The 19,253-nt window shown below is 60.4% G+C and carries 13 protein-coding genes and 1 pseudogene; 5 read left to right on the top strand and 9 right to left on the bottom strand.

Features of this window, described 5'->3' with window-relative positions:
* Positions 1 to 53: 53 nt before the first annotated feature.
* The 5 genes from LVY75_29715 to LVY75_29695 form a co-directional block, all read right to left on the bottom strand.
* Entirely contained in the window at positions 54 to 1,697 is a 1,644-nt protein-coding gene (locus LVY75_29715) for a sensor histidine kinase (protein ID XAZ22940.1), read from the bottom strand.
* 202 nt (positions 1,698 to 1,899) lie between these two features.
* Positions 1,900 to 2,982, bottom strand: coding sequence for an FAD-binding oxidoreductase (locus tag LVY75_29710; GenBank protein XAZ22939.1), 1,083 nt, complete (start codon positions 2,980 to 2,982; stop codon positions 1,900 to 1,902).
* A 24-nt stretch (positions 2,983 to 3,006) separates the two neighbouring features.
* Positions 3,007 to 3,873, bottom strand: coding sequence for a tetratricopeptide repeat protein (locus LVY75_29705; protein XAZ22938.1), 867 nt, complete (start codon positions 3,871 to 3,873; stop codon positions 3,007 to 3,009).
* 140 nt (positions 3,874 to 4,013) lie between these two features.
* The gene (rpsU, locus tag LVY75_29700; protein XAZ22937.1) at positions 4,014 to 4,226 is read right to left on the bottom strand and encodes a 30S ribosomal protein S21; all 213 of its coding nucleotides are present in this window, start codon (positions 4,224 to 4,226) and stop codon (positions 4,014 to 4,016) included.
* Between the two features lie 179 nt (positions 4,227 to 4,405).
* Entirely contained in the window at positions 4,406 to 6,034 is a 1,629-nt protein-coding gene (locus tag LVY75_29695; protein ID XAZ22936.1) for an adenylate/guanylate cyclase domain-containing protein, read from the bottom strand.
* Between the two features lie 255 nt (positions 6,035 to 6,289).
* Here LVY75_29695 and LVY75_29690 point away from each other — a divergent pair, with 255 nt between their 5' ends.
* Entirely contained in the window at positions 6,290 to 8,461 is a 2,172-nt protein-coding gene (locus LVY75_29690; GenBank protein ID XAZ22935.1) for an adenylate/guanylate cyclase domain-containing protein, read from the top strand.
* A gap of 4 nt (positions 8,462 to 8,465) precedes the next feature.
* Here LVY75_29690 and LVY75_29685 read toward each other — a convergent pair whose 3' ends face one another.
* The gene (locus LVY75_29685; GenBank protein XAZ22934.1) at positions 8,466 to 9,662 is read right to left on the bottom strand and encodes a FecR domain-containing protein; all 1,197 of its coding nucleotides are present in this window, start codon (positions 9,660 to 9,662) and stop codon (positions 8,466 to 8,468) included.
* 240 nt (positions 9,663 to 9,902) lie between these two features.
* Between LVY75_29685 and LVY75_29680 the strand changes: the two genes are divergently transcribed.
* The 4 genes and pseudogenes from LVY75_29680 to LVY75_29665 all read left to right on the top strand — a co-directional run bounded on the left by LVY75_29680 (position 9,903) and on the right by LVY75_29665 (position 15,043).
* On the top strand, positions 9,903 to 11,156 hold the full coding sequence (locus LVY75_29680) for a sarcosine oxidase subunit beta family protein (GenBank protein XAZ22933.1): 1,254 nt from the start codon (positions 9,903 to 9,905) through the stop codon (positions 11,154 to 11,156).
* Between the two features lie 13 nt (positions 11,157 to 11,169).
* Positions 11,170 to 11,511 (top strand): sarcosine oxidase subunit delta, encoded by a 342-nt coding sequence (locus LVY75_29675; GenBank protein XAZ22932.1) that lies wholly within the window; start codon positions 11,170 to 11,172, stop codon positions 11,509 to 11,511.
* Positions 11,508 to 14,502: pseudogene (locus tag LVY75_29670) on the top strand (sarcosine oxidase subunit alpha). The gene LVY75_29675 and the pseudogene LVY75_29670 overlap by 4 nt, the downstream one beginning before the upstream one ends.
* Positions 14,495 to 15,043, top strand: coding sequence for a sarcosine oxidase subunit gamma (locus tag LVY75_29665; protein ID XAZ22931.1), 549 nt, complete (start codon positions 14,495 to 14,497; stop codon positions 15,041 to 15,043). Before LVY75_29670 ends, LVY75_29665 begins: the two are co-directional and overlap by 8 nt.
* A gap of 14 nt (positions 15,044 to 15,057) precedes the next feature.
* Here the strand turns inward: LVY75_29665 and LVY75_29660 are convergent, their stop codons facing one another.
* From LVY75_29660 to LVY75_29650, 3 genes are all read right to left on the bottom strand, one after another.
* A complete protein-coding gene (locus LVY75_29660; GenBank protein XAZ22930.1) occupies positions 15,058 to 15,546 on the bottom strand; it encodes a MaoC family dehydratase in 489 nt (162 codons plus the stop codon).
* Positions 15,547 to 15,634: 88 nt separating this feature from the next.
* On the bottom strand, positions 15,635 to 17,605 hold the full coding sequence (gene glgX / locus LVY75_29655) for a glycogen debranching protein GlgX (protein XAZ22929.1): 1,971 nt from the start codon (positions 17,603 to 17,605) through the stop codon (positions 15,635 to 15,637).
* Between the two features lie 13 nt (positions 17,606 to 17,618).
* Positions 17,619 to 19,250: an alpha-D-glucose phosphate-specific phosphoglucomutase gene (locus LVY75_29650; protein XAZ22928.1), complete on the bottom strand. Its 1,632-nt coding sequence runs from the start codon at positions 19,248 to 19,250 to the stop codon at positions 17,619 to 17,621.
* Positions 19,251 to 19,253 lie beyond the last annotated feature (3 nt).

Genomic DNA, 19,253 nt, shown 5'->3' with positions numbered 1-19,253 from the left:
CCTTTTGAATGACCTGTTCGAAACGGGTGGTTGCAGTGATTGTTCCGGCTGCGCTAGTCGCGCTCCATCGTCCCACGCTGGGCTGTGAGGGTCCAGACGAGACCCTCGGGACGGAAGTCGACATCGACCTTGCCCCGGAAAGCGGAAGCAGCATGTGCCTTGATGACGGTCGTGCCGAAACCGGTGCGCGCTGGCGGTTTGACCGGCGGCCCGCCACTTTCAGTCCAGGTGAAGCGCAACATATTGTCCGCTGCCGGCTGCCATTCGAAGCGTACGCGACCCTGTGGCACGGAGAGCGCTCCGTATTTTACCGAATTGGTGGCGAGTTCATGCAGCGCGAGGCCGAGGTTCTGCACGGCATCGGGTTTGAGGATAAAATCTTTGCCCTCGATCTCCACCTGCTCGCGGGCCTGGGGAAAAGCCTGGAGATGAATATCGATGACGCGATGCAGCAAGACGCCGGACCACTGTTCGCCTGTCAGAAGCTCAATCGAGCGGACGAGCCCTTCGAGGCGATGGGCGACGGCCAGGCGAAATGTCTCGACGCTGTCTGCCTGCTTGGAGAGCTGTCGCATCATGGCGAGAACGAGCGTCAGCAGGTTCTTTGTGCGATGGACCAGCTCATGCATGACGAAGCGCAGCCGGTCCTCGCTCTGACTGCGGTCGAAAGAGGCATTAGACAGTGCAATGGCCACCTGGTTGGCCTCGATGACACTGGTTTCGACCGGCGAAACGATGTGACCTTCGCCAAGCCGGTTCGCCATGTCGGCAATTTCACGGATCGTGGAGCGGACCTGCCGGGCAACGGCATAGGTAGCAAGCACGGCGACGAGCAGCAGCACAAGGCCACCGATCAGAAGGAAGCGCCAGGTGCTGAGGATCGGTGCCTGTGCGGTGGCAATCGGCCCCCATACCACCGTCTTCCAGGACCAGCCGGGAATTTGCGCATAGCCCAACAGGGCATGCGGAAGAATATCGCTGTCTTCAAATACGCCGCTGGATGCGACGAGCGAGGGCAGAATGCGCGGGTCGAAGGGTTCGCCAGGCTGCAGATTGGCAGGGCCTCGGCTCGCTACCACATGGCCTCCCTGATCGATGACGGCCGCCGACCAGCCGGAGGCAAGGCCCTCTGTCGTGACGAGTCTTGCAAGGTCGTTGGCATTCTGGGTGATGATCAATGCGGAGACGGGATCGTCATCGCGCGGCAGGGTGACGTTATAGACCCACATGCCGCTCGTTGCGCCCATGAAGACATCGGAGGCTTCGATCCGCCCGGACTTCATCGCGGCCTCCAAAGCCGCGATGTTCGTCGTCTTGCCGAGCGGCGTGCCAAAGGCGCGACGGGTATTCAGAAATTGCTGCCCGGTCCTGTCGACGGCAATCACATAAAGCGTATCGCCGCGCAGCGCGGTTTCCGTGCGATTGTAGAAAGATTCATAGTCGCCGCTTTCCAGCTCCGGCGAGGAGGACAGCAGCCGCAATGTCGTTGCCATATCCTGAAGCTGGCGGTCGATGGTGCGTGAGAGGGCGAGCGCATCCTGTGCGGTTTCACGCTTGAGCGTAGATCGCTGGTTGTCCTCCAGCTGCATGAGAAGAAGGGCAACGAAAGCGAAGATCGGCAAGGCGATCGCCACTGCCATGGCGATGAGATATGTCCCGATCGAAGCTTTCGGAAAAAGACGTGTGGCGAACCTCATCGATGTCGCCCCCGAACTGCCGGGGTGGGATGCTGGGGAAGCTCGGTTTCGCAGAGTCCAACGAAAGCAAGAATCCGCATCGCTCGCAAACGCCCCTTACATCCGTACCGCCCAATAGCCTGCCATCAAAGCACGGTCATGTTATGGGGCGGGGCATTTGGTTGCAACCTACTAAAATAGTCAGGTGCAAAATCGTCAATATTTAATGGACTGCTACCGGTCGGCGGAAGCGTTGCAATCGGAAGGGCAGAAGGCTTTCGTCATTCTTGCCTGACAGAAGCTCGTCGGCGGCAAGCAGGCCGACAAGCGGAGCAAGCGTGACGCCGGAATGCATCACCGTTACATAGAGACCCGGCAAGCCAGTATTGCCGATGATGGGAAAACCATCGGCAGGAGTCGGGCGAAAACCGACCGTGAAGAAATCGAGCTTCAGATCGGCATTGTCCAAGATCGTCGCTTTCACGCGTGCAAAGAGTTCCGCTGCACTTGCCCGATGATCTTCACCCGGATCGCCGCCACCGAAATCCGAGCCAGCGATGATGCGGCCTTCCGCCGTCTGGCGCATATGCAGACGGGGTGTCATGACGAGACCGTTCAAGCGTTTGGAGACAGGACGGGAGTGTACGATCAGACCGGCGGGTGCTGACAGCGGCAACGTTATTCCTGCCGAGGCGGCGATCGGAACTGCGCCTGCCCCTGCGGCCAGTACGACATGATCGGCTTCGAGCATGCCTTCCGAGGTGACAAGTCCGACGATGCGTCCAGCACTTTGGAGCAGGCCGTTGACCGTGGCATGAACGAACGTCGCGCCATGCGCTTTGGCATCCGCGAGCAGCAAACGTGCTGCGGCAACAGGCTCCACCGCGCCTTCTTCTGCAACATGGAGGGCGAAATCAGGATATTCGCCAAGGCCGGGTTCGATCAGCGTGCTTTCTTGCCGGTTCAGCCGGCTGATACCGTAGCCCCAACGGCCGTGTTCGTCGGCATAGGCTTCGAGATCGGCTGCGGGCATATCCCAGCAGAGACCGCCGCACCATTGAAGCGGCAGGCCGGGCAGTTCCCGCGCCAGCCGCTTCCACTCGGCCATCGCGCGGCGGCGAAAGTGGAAATAGAATTCGGGATTACCCCAGCTTGCATTGATCCATGCAAAGGAACAGGGCGTTGCCACTCCGCCAAGCTCCTCGCCGACGACGGTGACCGTTGCACCCTTGCGTGTGAGATGCCAGGCAATGGAGGCGCCAATTATGCCTGCGCCGACGACGATCACATGCGGTTTCGCCGTCATCGTCGCCCTCCCTTTTCGAGTCCGTTAGCCGGTCGTGCCGCCGACGCGGGCAAGTCCGTCCCTTGCCGGCTGATATTTCGGATCGAGGCCGACAGCGTGGCGATAGGAGCGGATTGCCTTGTCCTTTTCGCCACGGCGCTCATAGACGAGAGCCTGGTTTGCCCAGGATTCGGCAAGATTGCCGTTGAGCTCGATCGCGTGATTGAAGTCGGCGAATGCGTTGTCGTTGTCGTTCAGCGCGATATAGGAAATGCCGCGGCCATTATAGGGCTCGGGCGAGTTCGGCGACAGCGAGATCGCCTTCGAGAAGTCGTCGATCGCCTTATCCTGCTGATTGCGCTTCTGGTAGATCAGGCCGCGATTGTGATAGGCGCGACCATCGGTGGTGCCGAGCTGAATCGCTTTTGAGAAATCATTGAAGGCCTGATCGTCCTGGCCGGCCATGCGATAGACGTTGCCGCGACCGATATAGGCGACGTCATAGCTCGGATTGATCTGCAGGGCGGCATTGTAGTCGGCGATCGCCTGCGGCTGCTGACCCATGTTGCGGTACACCAGCGCGCGGTTGGCATAGGCCTGGAAGAAGCGCGGGTTGATCTGCAGCGCGGTGTTGAAGTCGTCGAGCGCCTTGCGGAATTCGCCGGCGCGACCATAGGCGGAACCGCGAACATTGTAGCCTTCCGGATCGCGCGGATTGGCGTTGATGACGGCCGTGAGCGACGCAATGTTTTCCTGTGAGCCCTGCGCCTTGTCGATGCGGATCACAGCATCCGACGTGTTGGTCGTTTCGCAACCGGCAAGGCCGAGCGCCGCGGCAAGTGCCAGCGAGGCGAATACGGCCGATTTCTGCGAACGCGACGAGCGGGACGGATAGAAGTTTATGACAGCCATTCGGGCTCGCTTTCCCCCATGCACCATATCCGGCAAAGCGGATATGCAATCTTCAGCAGAAAATTAAAAAAGGCGGCGGCGAAACCTATCGCCCCCGCCACACATGCATCTGAAAACGTCGAAAAAACGACGGCACCGCCTTAGCGTGCAACCAGACCTTCGCGCTGAGCGCGCTTGCGGGCCAGCTTGCGAACACGACGAACAGCCTCGGCCTTTTCGCGAGCACGCTTCTGCGACGGCTTTTCGTAGTAGTCGCGCATCTTCATTTCGCGAAAAATGCCTTCGCGCTGCATCTTCTTCTTGAGAGCGCGGAGAGCCTGGTCAACATTGTTATCGCGGACAAGTACCTGCACGAGAATCACGTTCCTTTGGTTTGGTTGATGCCGAAAGGCGGCGCAGCGCCTGGGGCAAAAAAATAACGTTCGCGCGGCCGCGGCCTTGCGATTGGTGTTGCGGGATATCAGATCGACGGAATGAAGTCCAGACGGGATATGCGCCCGCGCGGAAAAATCCCGCCCGTGCCTAAAAGGAGCTAGGGGCGGGCCTTCTCAGGCTTCGTTTCGTCCAGAGCGGCGATCGCTTCCTTCAGCGTGGCGACAACACGGGCGCGGTCCGCCGGCTCAAGCCGAGCCGTGTCCAGATGCAGGTCCAGTCCTGCGAGATGTTCGCTGAGAACGCGGCTCTTGTGATCGGCGCCGAGCATCAGTCCGTCCACGGCGTAGGGTACGATCTCCCGCTGGATGCCCTTCATGGTGATCGGCGGCAAAGGATGGGCATCGACGATATCCTTCACCAGCGCATAGGTTTCGTAGCTGACGACGATTTCTCCACCCTGGGCGATCGATTGCAGACGTGCGGCAAGGTTCGCTTCGGCACCGATGATCGTATAGTCCATGCGGTCGCTGCTGCCGAAATTGCCGACGTTGCAATAGCCGCTGTTAATTCCCATGCGAACGACGAAGGGCTCTTCCGTCCCGTTGCGACGCCATCTTTCCTTCAGTTCGCCGAGCCGGCGCTGCATGTCGACTGCCATGCGCAGGCAAGCCTTTGCGTCTTCCTCTGCCCCCTTGGTTTCCGGATCACCGAAGAAGACCAGCATGGCATCGCCAATGAACTTGTCCACCGTGCCGCCATGCTTGAGTGCAATCGTCGACATTTCGGTCAGATATTCGTTCAGCATTTCCGTCAGTGCCTCCGGCTGCAGGCGCTCGGTCGTGGCGGTGAAATCCTTGATGTCCGAGAAGAAGATCGTCAGGCGTTTTCGCTCGGTATGAACGACCACATCCTTCTGGCCGCTGAAGATGCTCTTGTAGATCTGCGGCGACAGATAGCGGGAAATCTTCAGGGAGACGCTGGCGAGGAACTCGTTCGCCGCTTCGAGGTCGCGGTTGGCACTGTGGATGACACGCGTCTGCTGGCGTTGCAGAAAAATGAAGCTGATGCCGATGATGGCGACGAAGAAGAAATAGCAGAGCAGATATTTGAAGGCGAGAACATTGCTTGCATAGGGCTGGCGGATGATGACCTCCTGAATGCCGCGCACATCTCCTACCTTCCAATCCCTTTTCGGGCTTTCAGGATGCGTGTTATGGCAGGCGACGCAAGCCTGGCCCATGATCACAGGCGTGATGAGCCGCAACGTATCGGTGAATCCGACGCGGGTGAGGTCAGTCAGTGTTTGGCTGGAATTGGCGCGCAGGGATGCGAGTGATGCCGCTTCGAAATTGTCGAGATCGTGAGGCGCGCGATTCTTGAAGGGCAGGTCAGAAAGGAAGCGATAGGTGATGTTGGCCTGCTGCTCCTTGATGACATCGCCCAGTTCCAGCGAAAGCGTGGCGGGAAGTGGAATGGCGCCTGGAATGTTGGCATAGTTATGCGAGACGACCGTGCCGCTGACATCGCCAGCCTGATGGGCGGCGAGGACCCTGCCGACGACATTCGCCGAATAATAGGAGCGTATGCTGGTGACGAGAGAACTCATATCCCGCGCCTGCCGGCGCAGCGCGCTTTCAGAGAGGTCGCTAATATCCAGCCAGACAGCGAGCGGCAGCCCGGCCAGCATCGCCAGCACGACGGCGATCAGCCAATAGCCGCTTCTGCGGGCGGCAGAGGCCGAATTTTCCGCAGTTCTTGCCGTGGTCGCTCCTTGCGGATCTGCCATGGCTCATCCCCTCGACAATGATTGAATTATCAAATCCCTGAGACACAGAAACATTTCGCCGCAGGCGCGGCAAGGCCGGCGCTCGACGGTCGGGCCAAAAGCGATGACCAAATCTGGAAGTAATTTCGTGCTGGGTTGCCTTTCGGCTTGTTTTTCAGCTTGTGCGCATGAACGAATGGTCATTGGCGTCAAACAAGCGTAGCTTGCCTGCGGCGGGACGGCCCCGGGGCCGGCTCGAGGGGAGGTCGGAAACGCATGACGCGATTGCAGCAGATCGGTGTGCTGATCGGCCTCATCATCGTGGCTGCGCTTACGATGTTCCGGGCAAGCGATCCGCCCGTACTGAAGCAGATCCGCGAGGTTACCTTCGATGAGTATCAGCGCATCGTGCCGCGCAGTTTCGAAGCAATGCCGGTCCGGGTGGTCGATATCGACGAGGCTTCCCTGCGGGAGTTCGGTCAGTGGCCGTGGCCGCGCGACAGGCTGGCCATGCTGGTCAACCGTCTCTCCGACATGGGAGCGGCGGCCATCGCCTTCGACGTCATCTTTGCCGAACCTGACCGGATGTCCCCACGCAATGTCATCCGGGAGGTCGAAGGGATCGATCCGTCTCTGGCGGCACAGTTGCCCGACAATGACGAGATATTCGCGCAATCGATCGAAGGAAAGCCCGTCGTTCTCGGCTTCGGGCTTTCAAACGAGGGCAATTACAAGCCGCCAGTGAAGGCCGGCTTTGCCTTTACCGGTGAAAGCCCGCTCGCCGCACCTCCGCATCTCGGCGCTTCGACGCCGCTCCGGCCGGGGCTGGAGGCGAAAGCCGCAGGGCTCGGTCATGTCAGTCTCAATCCCGGCAGTCCTTCATCCGTCGTTCGCGCGGTGCCGCTGTTCCTCAGCGATGGCGAGCAGTTTTATCCCAATCTTGCGATCGAAGCGCTGCGGGTCGCGCAGGGTGCCTCCACCTATGTGTTGGCCGGCGCGCCCGACCAAGCAGGGATCATTACATCGGTGAAGATCGGCGACTTCATCGTTCCGCTGACGGCTGCCGGAGAGATCTGGCTTTATGTGACGCCGAACCGGGCAGAGCGTTATGTCTCGGCCGGAAAGATCCTTGCGGCCGGTGGAGTGGCCCCTGACGTCGCTGCACAGATTGACGGCAGCATCATTTTCATCGGCACATCGGCGGTCGGGCTGCAGGACATCCGCACCACTGCACTCGGCGAGAACGTGCCGGGTGTCTCGCTGCAGGCACAGACAGTCGAGCAGATCCTTTCAGGCCGTTACCTGTCGCGGCCGGACTGGGCCGACGGGCTGGAGATCCTGTCCATCGCCGTGCTAGGTTTCATGCTCGTCATCATCACGACCTTCGTCAGTCCGGCGGTGGCACTTGTCTGCGGCCTGGCAATCACCGCGATGGCACTTGTCGCATCGTGGTTCTCTTTTCTTTATGCGGGTCTGCTCTTCGATCCGCTGGCGCCCATTCTCAGCGGCTCCATCACGCATTTTGCGGCAACATCGTTCCGTATCCTTGTCATCGACAGGGAGCGACGGGAGGTGCGGCGCGCCTTCGGCCATTACCTTTCGCCTTCGCTGCTGCATCGCATCGAGCATACGCCCGATGCGTTGAAACTCGGCGGGGACGAGCGCGAGCTCACCATGATGTTCGTCGATGTCCGGAATTTCACCGAGATCAGTGAAAAGCTCACGCCGATTGCCGTCGTCCAGTTTTTGAACACGCTGCTTGATGCACTCAGCCGCCATGTCGTCGGGAATGAGGGGACGCTCGATAAATTCATCGGCGATTCCATCATGGCCTTCTGGAATGCGCCGGTCGATGTTTCCGATCATGCGGCAAAGGCGCTTCGGGCGGCACTTGCCATGCGCGAGACGCTTGATGAACTCAATGCTCAGGACGCTTTCGGTTTCGGCAGCGCCCGGCAGGTGAGGATAGGCATCGGTATCCATACCGGTCTCGCCTGTGTCGGCAATATGGGCGCGAAGACACGCTTCAACTATTCTGCGGTGGGCGATGCGGTGAATGTTGCAGCGCGTATCGAATCCTGCTGCAAGGACGTCGGCTTCGATATCCTGATCTCCGACACCACGGCGCGGGCGCAAAGCGGCGCGGCGCTCCTGGAGGCGGGCGCCCTTCCGCTCAAGGGAAAGAGCAACCGGACGCAGATCTTTGCCGTGGTCGGCGACGAGAAGGTTGCTGCCTCGCCGCAATTCGGTGCCCTTCATCTCGCCCATGAGGAGGTGATGGGTGCCTTGCGCGAGCGTTCGCGGAACAGTCGCAAGCTGATTGGCGCCGCGAAACTCGCCGGCCTACAGGTCATGGCCGGCCTTACCGAATTCTATGAGCGGATATCGGCCAGAAACGATCATTTTCGAGAGGATATCGGCCTGCCGGAAAAGCAGGCCGTCGAGTAGCCAGTCAGCGATTGTGGTTCCGACCACCGTTTCGGTCCCGGTTTCCTTTTCCGCCCCAGCCGTGATCCCGATCGTGGTTACGGTCGCGATCTCTTCGCCCGCTCTGGTCGCTGCCGGCAGTCTGGTTTTGACCGCTGCTTGTCTCCTGCCTGCTCGGTCTGTCCTGATGGTTGCGGTCCTGGCGGTTGTCAGCTCTTTCCGTGCGGCTCGGCCTATCAGGTCCATCATGCCTGTCCGATCGACCGAGCCCTTCGTGCCGGTCCGGTCTTCCATGATCGTGATGGTGGTCGTGTCTGTCGTCCCTGTCCTTCCAGCCGTGCCTGTCGTGTTTGTCGTGCCAGCCACCCTTCGGCCTATCGTGGTGGGGCTTATCATGGTGCGGCTTATCATGGTGAGGCTTATCATGATGCGGTTTTTCTGGCAGTTGCTTTGGTGGGTCATCCCGCCGCGGGGATTGTTGAGGCGGCTGCGGATCCGGATCACGCAGCCGGAGTTCCCGGCGAGGCCGGTCTTTGCGGTCGGGATCAGCCGAGGCCATCCGGCAGCCGCCGAGCAGGCCGAGGCCGCCCGTCAAACTCTGATTGCCGGAGAGGAATGGGAGGGCGCGCTGGTTGCCCAGTCTCTGCAGAACGCTGGTATTGACGGGTTGCGCATCCGTCATATTGCCGTTCGGCCTCGCAATGACGCAATCGCAACGTTGCTGTAACTGCCGGCAGCCGCCCGGGCCGCAGAAGGTGGCCGCGCCGTTCAGCAACACGACTGCGGTGGTACCGTCGGGGCCGACATAAAAATCGAAAGCGGTGCCGCGTACGCCAATGGTGCCCGCAGGCGTCTGGATCTGGTAGGCGGAGGATTTCGAGTTGCCGCTGACCCAGCGGAACGTGCCCTTGGCCGCCTTGATGGAAAGGCGTTTGACGGAATCGGAATCGTCGAAGACATATTTATCGATGACGACTGACGAGCCCCAGCCGACGGCAAGCTTGGTGCCGTCGCGGAAAATGAACTGGCCGAGTCCAGATGGAGATGTGCGGATACGCTCGTCACGATGGACCTCATCATTGACGATGATCGGGCCGCCCTGTCCCGTCACTTCGGTTCTGATGAGGGTCGCCTGGCCGACAGGTTCAGCGGCAGCCGCAGGCCATGCGCCTAACAGCGCGAAGCAGAAGCCCGCGATCCATATGCTACGCCAACCCAACATCTAACACCCCACATAAGGGGATACTAACATTTACGGCAGGCTCGTTCTGCCTGCCCTGTTGGGTGAGAAAAGGATTATGCCGCAGCCGCGAAGGCAGATCGCGCCAATAGAGGCGATATGCTGCGCGTCGTGTCAAAACAAAAGCTCTTTCACGTCGCAAAAGAACCGTTGTGCCGCAATTCGATTTGCGATTTGTATGGCCACGACGAAAATGCCTTTGCCTGAAGGAGATGATGGCGGATGCGGAAATATTCGGTTTTTGCCGTAGCGCGGGAGGCTCTGCGCGGGCACAGGGGCTGGGAAAAGCAGTGGACTTCGCCGGAGCCGCGACCCGAATATGACGTCATCATCATTGGTGGCGGCGGCCACGGGCTCGGCGCTGCCTATTACCTCGCCAAGGAACACGGCATCACCAATGTTGCGGTCCTGGAAAAGGGTTGGCTCGGAGGCGGCAATACCGGCCGCAACACCACCATCATCCGCTCCAACTATCTCTATGAAGAGAGCATGCACATTTACGAGCACTCGATGAAGCTCTGGGAAGGGCTGTCGCAGGAGCTCAATTACAATGTGATGTATTCGCCGCGCGGCGTGATGATGCTGTCGCACAATGTGCACGACCAGCAGAGCTTCAAGCGGCATATCCATGCCAACCGGCTCTATGGCATCGACAATGAATGGCTGACGCCGGAGCAGGCCAAGGCCTATTGTCCGCCGCTCGATATTTCGGCGACGGCACGATACCCGATCAACGGGGCTGCCTTGCAGCGCCGCGGTGGTACGGCGCGTCACGATGCGGTTGCCTGGGGCTATGCGCGTGCGGCGTCCGACCGTGGCGTTCACATCATCCAGAATTGCGAAGTCACCGGCATCCGCCGCGGTCCGGACGGTCGCGTGACCGGCGTCGAGACCAGCAGGGGTTTCATCGGCGCAAAGAAGGTCGCGGTCTCTGCAGCCGGCCACACGACGACAATCATGAAGATGGCGGATGTACGCGTGCCGCTGCAATCGAGCCCGCTGCAGGCTCTGGTTTCCGAGCCGCTGAAACCGATCTTCCCCTGCGTCGTCATGTCGAACACGGTGCATGCCTATATCTCGCAGTCCGACAAGGGCGAACTCGTCATCGGTGCGGGCACGGACCAGTATAATTCCTACTCGCAGACCGGCGGCCTGCAGATCATCACGCATACGCTCGACGCCATCTGCGAGCTCTTCCCGATGTTCCGCCGCGTGAAGATGATGCGCCAGTGGGGCGGTATCGTCGACAACACGCCGGACCGGTCAGCCATCCAGTCGAAGACGCCGGTTCCCGGGCTCTACGTCAATTGCGGCTGGGGTACCGGCGGCTTCAAGGCGACACCCGGTTCGGCCAATCTCTTTGCCCACCTGATTGCCCGCGACGAGCCGCACAAGTTCAATGCCGGACTGACGCTGGAGCGTTTCCGCAGCGGGCGGCTGATCGACGAGGCGGCAGCTGCCGCCGTTGCGCACTGACACGAGGACAATCATGCTGCTGATCTACTGCCCTTACTGTCAGGAAGAGCGCTCGGAGCTCGAATTCCGGGGTGCCGGCGACGCCCATATCGCCCGGCCGACCAATATCGCTTCGATCTCGGATGAAGAGTTCGAGGAATATTTCTTCCTGCGCGATAACCCGAAAGGCCTGATTTTCGAACGTTGGCGCCACATGCATGGTTGCGGGCGCTTCTTCAATGCGGCACGCGATACCGTGAGCGACAAGTTCATCATGACCTACAAGGCCGGCGAACCGAAGCCTGAGATCGGCACAGCGGCCGAGCCGCATGCACCGGTCGAGACCTATGAAGCTGTTGAAGGAGAGGCGCAATGAGCGGCGCGAACCGTATCGTCGGCAAGGGCCGGCTGACGCCCGCGAGGACTGCGCGTTTTTACCTTCGATGGCAAGAGCTATACGGCGCTCGAAGGCGATACCGTCGCCTCGGCCTTGATTGCCCACGGTGTGCACCTTGTCGGACGTTCGTTCAAATATCATCGCGCGCGCGGCATTCTTTCGGCGGGCGCCGAGGAGCCGAATGCGCTGATCGATGTCGCGCGCGACAGCGCCCGCAAGCAGCCCAATGTGCGGGCAACCGTGCAGGAAGTCTTCGACGGCATGATCGTGAAGTCGCAAAACCGTTGGCCGTCGCTTTCCTTCGACGTCGGCGCGGTCAATAACCTGTTTTCGCCCTTCTTCGCTGCGGGTTTCTACTACAAGACCTTCATGTGGCCGCGGGCCGCCTGGAAGCGGGTCTACGAGCCGATGATCCGCCGTGCTGCAGGTCTTGGTGTCGCGCCGACTGAGGATGATCCGGATCACTACGCCGGCCGCTACGCCCATTGCGACGTGCTGGTCGTCGGTGCCGGCATTGCCGGCCTTTCGGCGGCATTGGCCGCTGCGGAAGCCGGCGCGAAAGTCGTGCTTTGCGACGAGCAGGCGGAAGCCGGCGGCGCGTTGCGCTTCGATGCCGGCGTGAAAGTGGATGGGCTTGATGGTTACGCCTGGGTGCAGAAGACCCTTGCCCGGCTGAAGGCCATAGAGAATGTCGAGGTCCTGACGCGCACCACGGCTTTCGGTTACTACAACCACAACTTCGTCGGCCTTGTCGAACGCGTCACGGATCATATCGCCCGCCCCGGCCGCGATCTGCCGCGCGAACGGCTCTGGCAGGTCCGCGCCAAGCGCGTGATACTGGCGACGGGTGCCATCGAGCGGCACATGGTGTTCCCGAACAACGATCGCCCCGGCATCATGCTCGCTTCGGCCGGGCGGATGTATCTCAATCACTATGGTGTTGCCGTCGGCCAGACGGTCGGCGTCTATACGGCCCATGACTCTGCCTACGAGGCTGCTTTCGACCTGAAACGAGCGGGCATTTCGATTGCCGCGATCGTTGATGTCAGGCAGGCGCCGGGTGCTGCAGTGCTCGCTGAAGCCCGTGCGCTCGGCATCGATGTTCTGACCGGCCAGTCGGTCGTCAATACGTCGGGTGCGCTGCGCATTTCCTCTATGACGGTCGCGCGCAATGGCGGCGGGTCACCGCGCAAGATCAGCGTTGACGCGCTGCTCGTCTGCGCCGGATGGACACCCTCCGTGCATCTTTTTTCACAGTCGCGGGGCAAGGTTGCCTTCGATGCCGAGACGCAGCGTTTCCTGCCCGGCACCTATGCGCAGGACTGCCTTTCCGTGGGCGCCTGCAACGGCACGGACGGACTGCAGCAGACCGTCGAGGAATCGCTTGCCGCCGGTGAACTGATGGCGCAGGCCGTCGGCAAAAAGACAGGCAGCAAGATCGGTGTTTCCGTCGAGCAGGCATTCGACTGGACGGGCGGCATGATTGGTGCTGCCGAAGGGGCCGGACCGGAGACGAACGCCAAGGCCTTCATCGACTTCCAGCATGATGTCTGCGCCAAGGATATCCGCCTTGCGGTGCGCGAAGGCATGCATTCGATCGAGCACATCAAGCGCTTTACGACGAATGGCATGGCCTCCGACCAGGGCAAGCTGTCCAACATGCATGGTCTGGCCATTGCCGCAGAAACGCTCGGCAAGGATATTCCGCAGGTCGGCCTCACCACCTTCCGCGCGCCCTATACGCCGGTGACTTATGGTGCACTGATCGCGCATTCGCGTGGGCCGCTGTTTGACCCTACGCGCAAGACTCCGCTGCATGGCTGGGAAGAAGCCAAGGGCGCAGTCTTCGAGGATGTCGGCAACTGGAAGCGCGCTTGGTTTTATCCGCGCGCCGGTGAAACGATGCATCAGGCGGTTGCCCGTGAGTGCCGCACAGCGCGTGAGGTCGCCGGTATCTTCGACGCTTCGACGCTCGGCAAGATCGAGGTCGTCGGGCCGGATGCCGCCGAATTCATGAACCTCATGTACACCAATGCCTGGGACACATTGAAACCTGGCAAATGCCGCTATGGCATCATGCTGCGCGAGGATGGTTTCGTTTATGACGACGGCGTCGTCGGTCGTCTCGCTGATGACCGTTTCCATGTCACGACCACGACCGGTGGGGCGCCGCGTGTTCTCAACCACATGGAAGACTATCTGCAGACGGAATTCCCGCATCTGAAGGTTTGGCTGACCTCTGTCACCGAGCAATGGGCTGTTATCGCAGTGCAAGGACCGAAAGCACGTGAGATCGTCGCGCCTCTGGTCGAAGGGCTTGATATTTCCAACGAGGCCTTCCCGCACATGAGCGTGGCCGAGTGCAAGGTGGCGGGCGTTCCGGCGCGTCTCTTCCGCGTCTCCTTCACCGGTGAAACAGGCTTCGAAATCAATGTGCCAGCCGACTACGGACAGTCGGTGCTGGAAGCGGTCTGGGCCAATGCGGAGCCGCTCGGCGCCTGCGTCTACGGCACGGAGACCATGCATGTGCTTCGCGCGGAAAAGGGCTATATCATCGTCGGCCAGGATACGGATGGGACGGTGACGCCCGATGACGCTGGCCTCTCCTGGGCGGTCTCCAAGAAGAAAGCGGATTTTGTCGGCATTCGCGGGCTGAAGCGACCTGATCTCGTGAAGGAAGGGCGCAAGCAGCTCGTCGGTCTCGCGACGAAGGATGCGAAGCTGGTGCTGGAGGAGGGGGCGCAGATCGTCGCAAACCCGAACCAGCCGAAACCGATGAAGATGCTCGGCCACGTAACATCGGCCTACTGGTCTGAAAATTGTGATCGTTCGATTGCTTTTGCGTTGGTCGAAGGTGGCCGCAACCTGGTGGGCGAAACGCTCTATGTGCCGATGCCGGATCGGACCATTCCGGTCGAGGTGACTGATCTGGTGTTCTTTGACAAGGAAGGAGGCCGTATCCATGGCTGAAGTCGCAATTCGCAAGCCGGCTCTCTCCGGTCTCCTTGCCGGTTCGGCGACGGTGCGCCTAACGGTAGCACCAGTCGCGACCCGCATTGCGCTGCGTGCGCCGGCCGGATCCGTATCCACGCTGTCTTCTGCGCTGGGGGTGACTTTGCCGGCAGCACCCAAGACCTCCGGCAGTGCCGGAGGACGTTCGGCCCTCTGGCTGGGACCGGACGAGTGGCTCGTTATCGACGAGGCCGGCTCGGATCTTCTGTCGCTTCTTTCCGGCGCGGATGCTCTTCATTCCGCGGTCGATGTTTCGCACCGCAATGTGGGTATCATTGTTTCCGGACCGGGTGCCGAGGTGACGCTGTCGGCCGGCTGCCCGCAGGATCTCTCTCTGGAGATTTTCCCGGTGGGCGCTTGCTCGCGGACAATCTTCGGCAAGGCCGAGATCGTTCTCTTCCGCACCGAGGACGATACGTTCCGGGTGGAATGCTGGCGGTCGTTTTCGGAGTATGTTTTTGGACTGCTCGCCGAAGGCGCCGAGGACGCGAGCCACTAAGGCCCGCAAGGAACCTAGGCGTCTTCCGGCCGGTCCTTCGGGTCGAACTGGATGATGGTTATCCAGCGGGCGGTTAGTGCCGGCTTCTTTTCGTTTTCGATTTCGATCGAGACATCATAGGTCGTCATCAGCATGCCGGCGCCGCGAAAGCGGGCGTCCGCGAGCACGAAGTGGCCGCGAATGCGGGTGCCACTCCTGACCGGCGACATGAAGCGGATCTTATCGAAACCGTAGTTGATGCCCATCGTCTGCTCGCGCACTTTGGGCAAGCAATTGTAATTCATCGTCGACAACAGCGAGAGTGTCAGGAAGCCGTGGGCGATGGTTCCGCCGAAAGGACTTTCGGCTGCAGCGCGAACAGGATCGACGTGAATGAACTGATGGTCGCTGGTTGCTCCGGCAAAGGCATCGATCATCTCCTGATCGACAAGGATCCAGTCAGACAATCCTGTTTCCGTGCCGACCAGCCCCCGGACCTCCGAGAGCGAAATATCCATGACCATGCATTCCTCGTAAAAAGCCGCAGCCGCAAAGCCTTATCGCGCATTCATGACGATTGCGATAATGATTCGCACTGGCATGTTTCGTGGATCAATTTTCCACGAAAAAGGCGACAGAACGTGGTTCAACGGTAGCGCGGCCGCCGACTTTTCGCGCACCGTCCGGTACAAGCTGCCGCCAGTTTGCTTCGCCGGCTGAGGGAAGCGTAAAGACTTGGTGTTGTTCTGAGCGATTGAACAGGACGGCGAGGCGGGTCTGTTTGCGGCTGGAGCGATCCTCGGTCGCAAGGATCATGCCGAGGGTGGAGAAAGACGGCGTTTCCCATTCGCCTGTTGTCATCGGCTCGCCGGAGAGCGAAATCCATTCCACATCGCCGTTACCGGAGAAGAAGGCCAGGTCGGAGAAGACCGAGAAGCGGTGGCGAAGCGCTGCGACGAAGGCTGTGTGGGCGATCAGGCCCTCGTCCAGCTGCTTCCAGTCGACCCAAGTGATCTCGTTGTCCTGACAATAGGCATTGTTGTTGCCATGCTGCGTGCGACCACCTTCGTCTCCGGCCGTCAGCATGATGCTGCCGCGGCTGGCAAAGAGGGTGGAGATCAGCGCCCTGACATCAGCCTTGCGGCGTTCACGGATGACAGGATAGGCGGTTTCGCCTTCGACGCCGTTGTTCCAGGAATGGTTCTCGTTGTGGCCGTCGCGATTGTTCTCACCGTTCGCCTCGTTGTGCTTGCCGTTGTACGACACGAGGTCCATGAGCGTGAAACCGTCATGGGCGGCGAGGAAATTGACACTGCGGGTTTCTGTTCCGCCGTTGGCCGAGAAGATGTTCGACGAGCCGGCGAGCACCGTCGCGAGTGAGCCAGTCTTCCAATCATCACCGCGCCAATAGCACCTGACGTCATCGCGGGCACGGTCGTTCCATTCCTGGAACGGTGCCGGAAAGTTGCCGAGCTGATAGCCGCTTGGACCGATATCCCAGGGCTCGGCAATCATGATACGATCGCCGAGCAGATCGTCGGCGAGAATTGCAGCCAGTGTTCCGTTCCGGTCGAAACCGTTTGCCGTGCGGCCGAGAACCGGAGCCAGATCGAAGCGGAAGCCGTCGATGCCTGCATTGCGGACGAAATGGCGCAGGCTGTCGATGATGAGCCGCTGGACATGGGGATGGTCGCAGGCAACCGTATTGCCGGTGCCGGTATCGTTGACGAGCACGGATGGCCGATCCGCCACGTGGCGATAGTAGCTAAGATTGTCGATGCCGCGGAGTGACAGCGTCGTGCCGTATCGGTCGCTTTCGCCCGTATGGTTGAAGACGAGGTCGAGGATGACGGCGATACCTTCCTCATGCAGCTTCGCCACGGTGTCGCTCAGTTCCGCGACACCTCCTGGCACGATACGCGGGTCCAGCGCCATGAAGGCGACAGGATTGTAGCCCCAGCCATTCGTCAGTCCAAGCGGCGGCAGATGGCGTTCGTCGATCCAGGCGGTGATGGGCATAAGCTCGATGGCATCGACGCCGATGCGTTTCAGATGAGCGACGACGGAGGGATGGGCAAGGGCGGCTACCGTGCCGCGCTGAGCTTCCGGCACTTCCGGATGCAGTATGGTGAAGGGCTTGACGGCCACCTCGTAAATAAAGCCGCCCTGTTTGAAGAGCGGCTTTTGAATCTTGACAGGCGCGTCCTTGGTGACGACCGACTTCGGTATCAGATGCTGCGTATCTTCACCGAAGATGCCAAGACGCGGATCGTAGTGGAATGGCCCGTCGACTGCCTTGGCATAGGGATCGATCAGCAGTTTTGAAGGGTCGAACCAGAGGCCGTTGTCCGGAGCATAGATACCATCCGCCCGGTAGCCGTAGCGGGCGCCTTCCTTCAATCCATCGACGAAAAGGCGGAAAACATGGTCGCTGTCGCGGGCCATGGGGAGCCTTGCATATTCCTTGTCGGCATCGTCGAAGAGGCAGAGATCAATCTGCGCTGCATGATGCGACCAGACAGAAAATTCAACGCCTGTTTCGAAAACGATGGCGCCGCCCTGCGCGGAACTGTTGCCCCCCATATGCCCCCCGGGATCAGGTGATCACGGTCGGCTCGTTGCGTCCCGTGCGCTCACGAATGTTTGCGATGCTTTCGGCGGCCGCGATCAGATCCGCGAGCGCTTCCTGCGTTTCGATATTATGGCGAGTCGAATCCGGCTCATAGCGCTCGATATAGACGCGAAGGGTTGCGCCAGACGTGCCGGTGCCGGAAAGGCGGAAGACCACGCGGGAGCCGCCCGCAAACAGGACGCGGATACCCTGATGTTCGCTGACCGATTTGTCGACCGGATCGTGATAGGCGAAATCATCTGCTTTTTCGACGGTCAGATCGCCGAAGGTCTTCCCGGGCAGCGTAGAAAGCTGGGCGCGCAGATTATCCACCAGGCCGTTTGCGGCATCGCTGTCGACACCTTCATAGTCATGACGGGAATAATAATTGCGGCCGTAAGTCTGCCAATGCTGGGTCACGATGTCCTGCACGCTTTCACCGCGTACGGCCAGAACGTTCAGCCATAGCAGGACGGCCCAGAGACCGTCCTTCTCGCGGACATGGTTCGAACCGGTGCCGGCGCTTTCTTCGCCGCAGATCGTCGCCATGCCGGCGTCGAGCAGGTTGCCGAAGAATTTCCAGCCGGTTGGGGTCTCGTAAATGCCGATGCCGCGCTTTTCAGCCACGCGGTCGGCCGCGCCCGATGTCGGCATGGAGCGTGCGATACCGGCGAGGCCGCCGGAATAGCCGGGCGCGAGATTGGCGTTGGCGGCAAGGATCGCAAGACTGTCGGACGGGGTTACGAAAATGCCGCGGCCGATAATGAGGTTGCGGTCGCCGTCGCCGTCGGATGCGGCGCCGAAATCGGGCGCATCCTCACCCATCATCTCGTCGTAGAGCTCCTTGGCATGAACGAGGTTCGGATCCGGATGATGGCCGCCAAAATCCGGGAGTGGCATGAAATTGCGAACGGAGCCCGAGGGAGAGCCGAGACGGTTCTCGAAGATCTCCTTGGCATAGGGGCCAGTCACGGCGCTCATGGCATCGAAGGCGATGCGGAAGCCAAGGCTGATGAGATTACGGATCGCGCCGAAATCGAAGAGTTCTTCCATCAGCGCGGCATAGTCTTCGACCGGGTCGATAACCGAGAGGATCGTGCCGCCCGGCAGCTCTTCCTTGCCGATGCGATCGATGTTGACGTCGGCGAAATCGGCAATCTTGTAGCTGTCGATCACCTTGGAGCGGGCAAAGATCGCGTCGGTGATCTTTTCCGGCGCCGGGCCGCCATTGTTGACGTTGTATTTGATGCCGAAGTCTTCGGTCGGGCCACCAGGGTTATGACTGGCCGAGAGAATGATGCCGCCGAAAGCCTTGTACTTGCGGATGATGTGAGAGGCTGCCGGTGTCGAAAGAATGCCGCCCTTGCCCACCATGACCTTGCCGAAGCCATTGGCGGCGGCCATCTTGATCGCCTTCTGGATGACTTCGCGATTGTAGTAGCGTCCGTCGCCGCCGATGACCAGGCACTTGCCCTGATAGCCTTCCAGTGAATCGAAGATCGACTGGATGAAGTTCTCCGCATAGTTCGGCTGCTGGAAGACGGGAACCTTCTTGCGCAGACCCGAGGTGCCGGGTTTCTGGTCCTGATAGGGCGTGGAGGGAACGGACTTGATCATTTT

The sequence above is a fragment of the Sinorhizobium sp. B11 genome (assembly GCA_039725955.1).
Taxonomy (GTDB): Bacteria; Pseudomonadota; Alphaproteobacteria; order Rhizobiales; family Rhizobiaceae; genus Rhizobium.
Note: the sequence above shows the minus strand (reverse complement) of the source record. Positions and strands in the feature narration are given on the sequence as shown.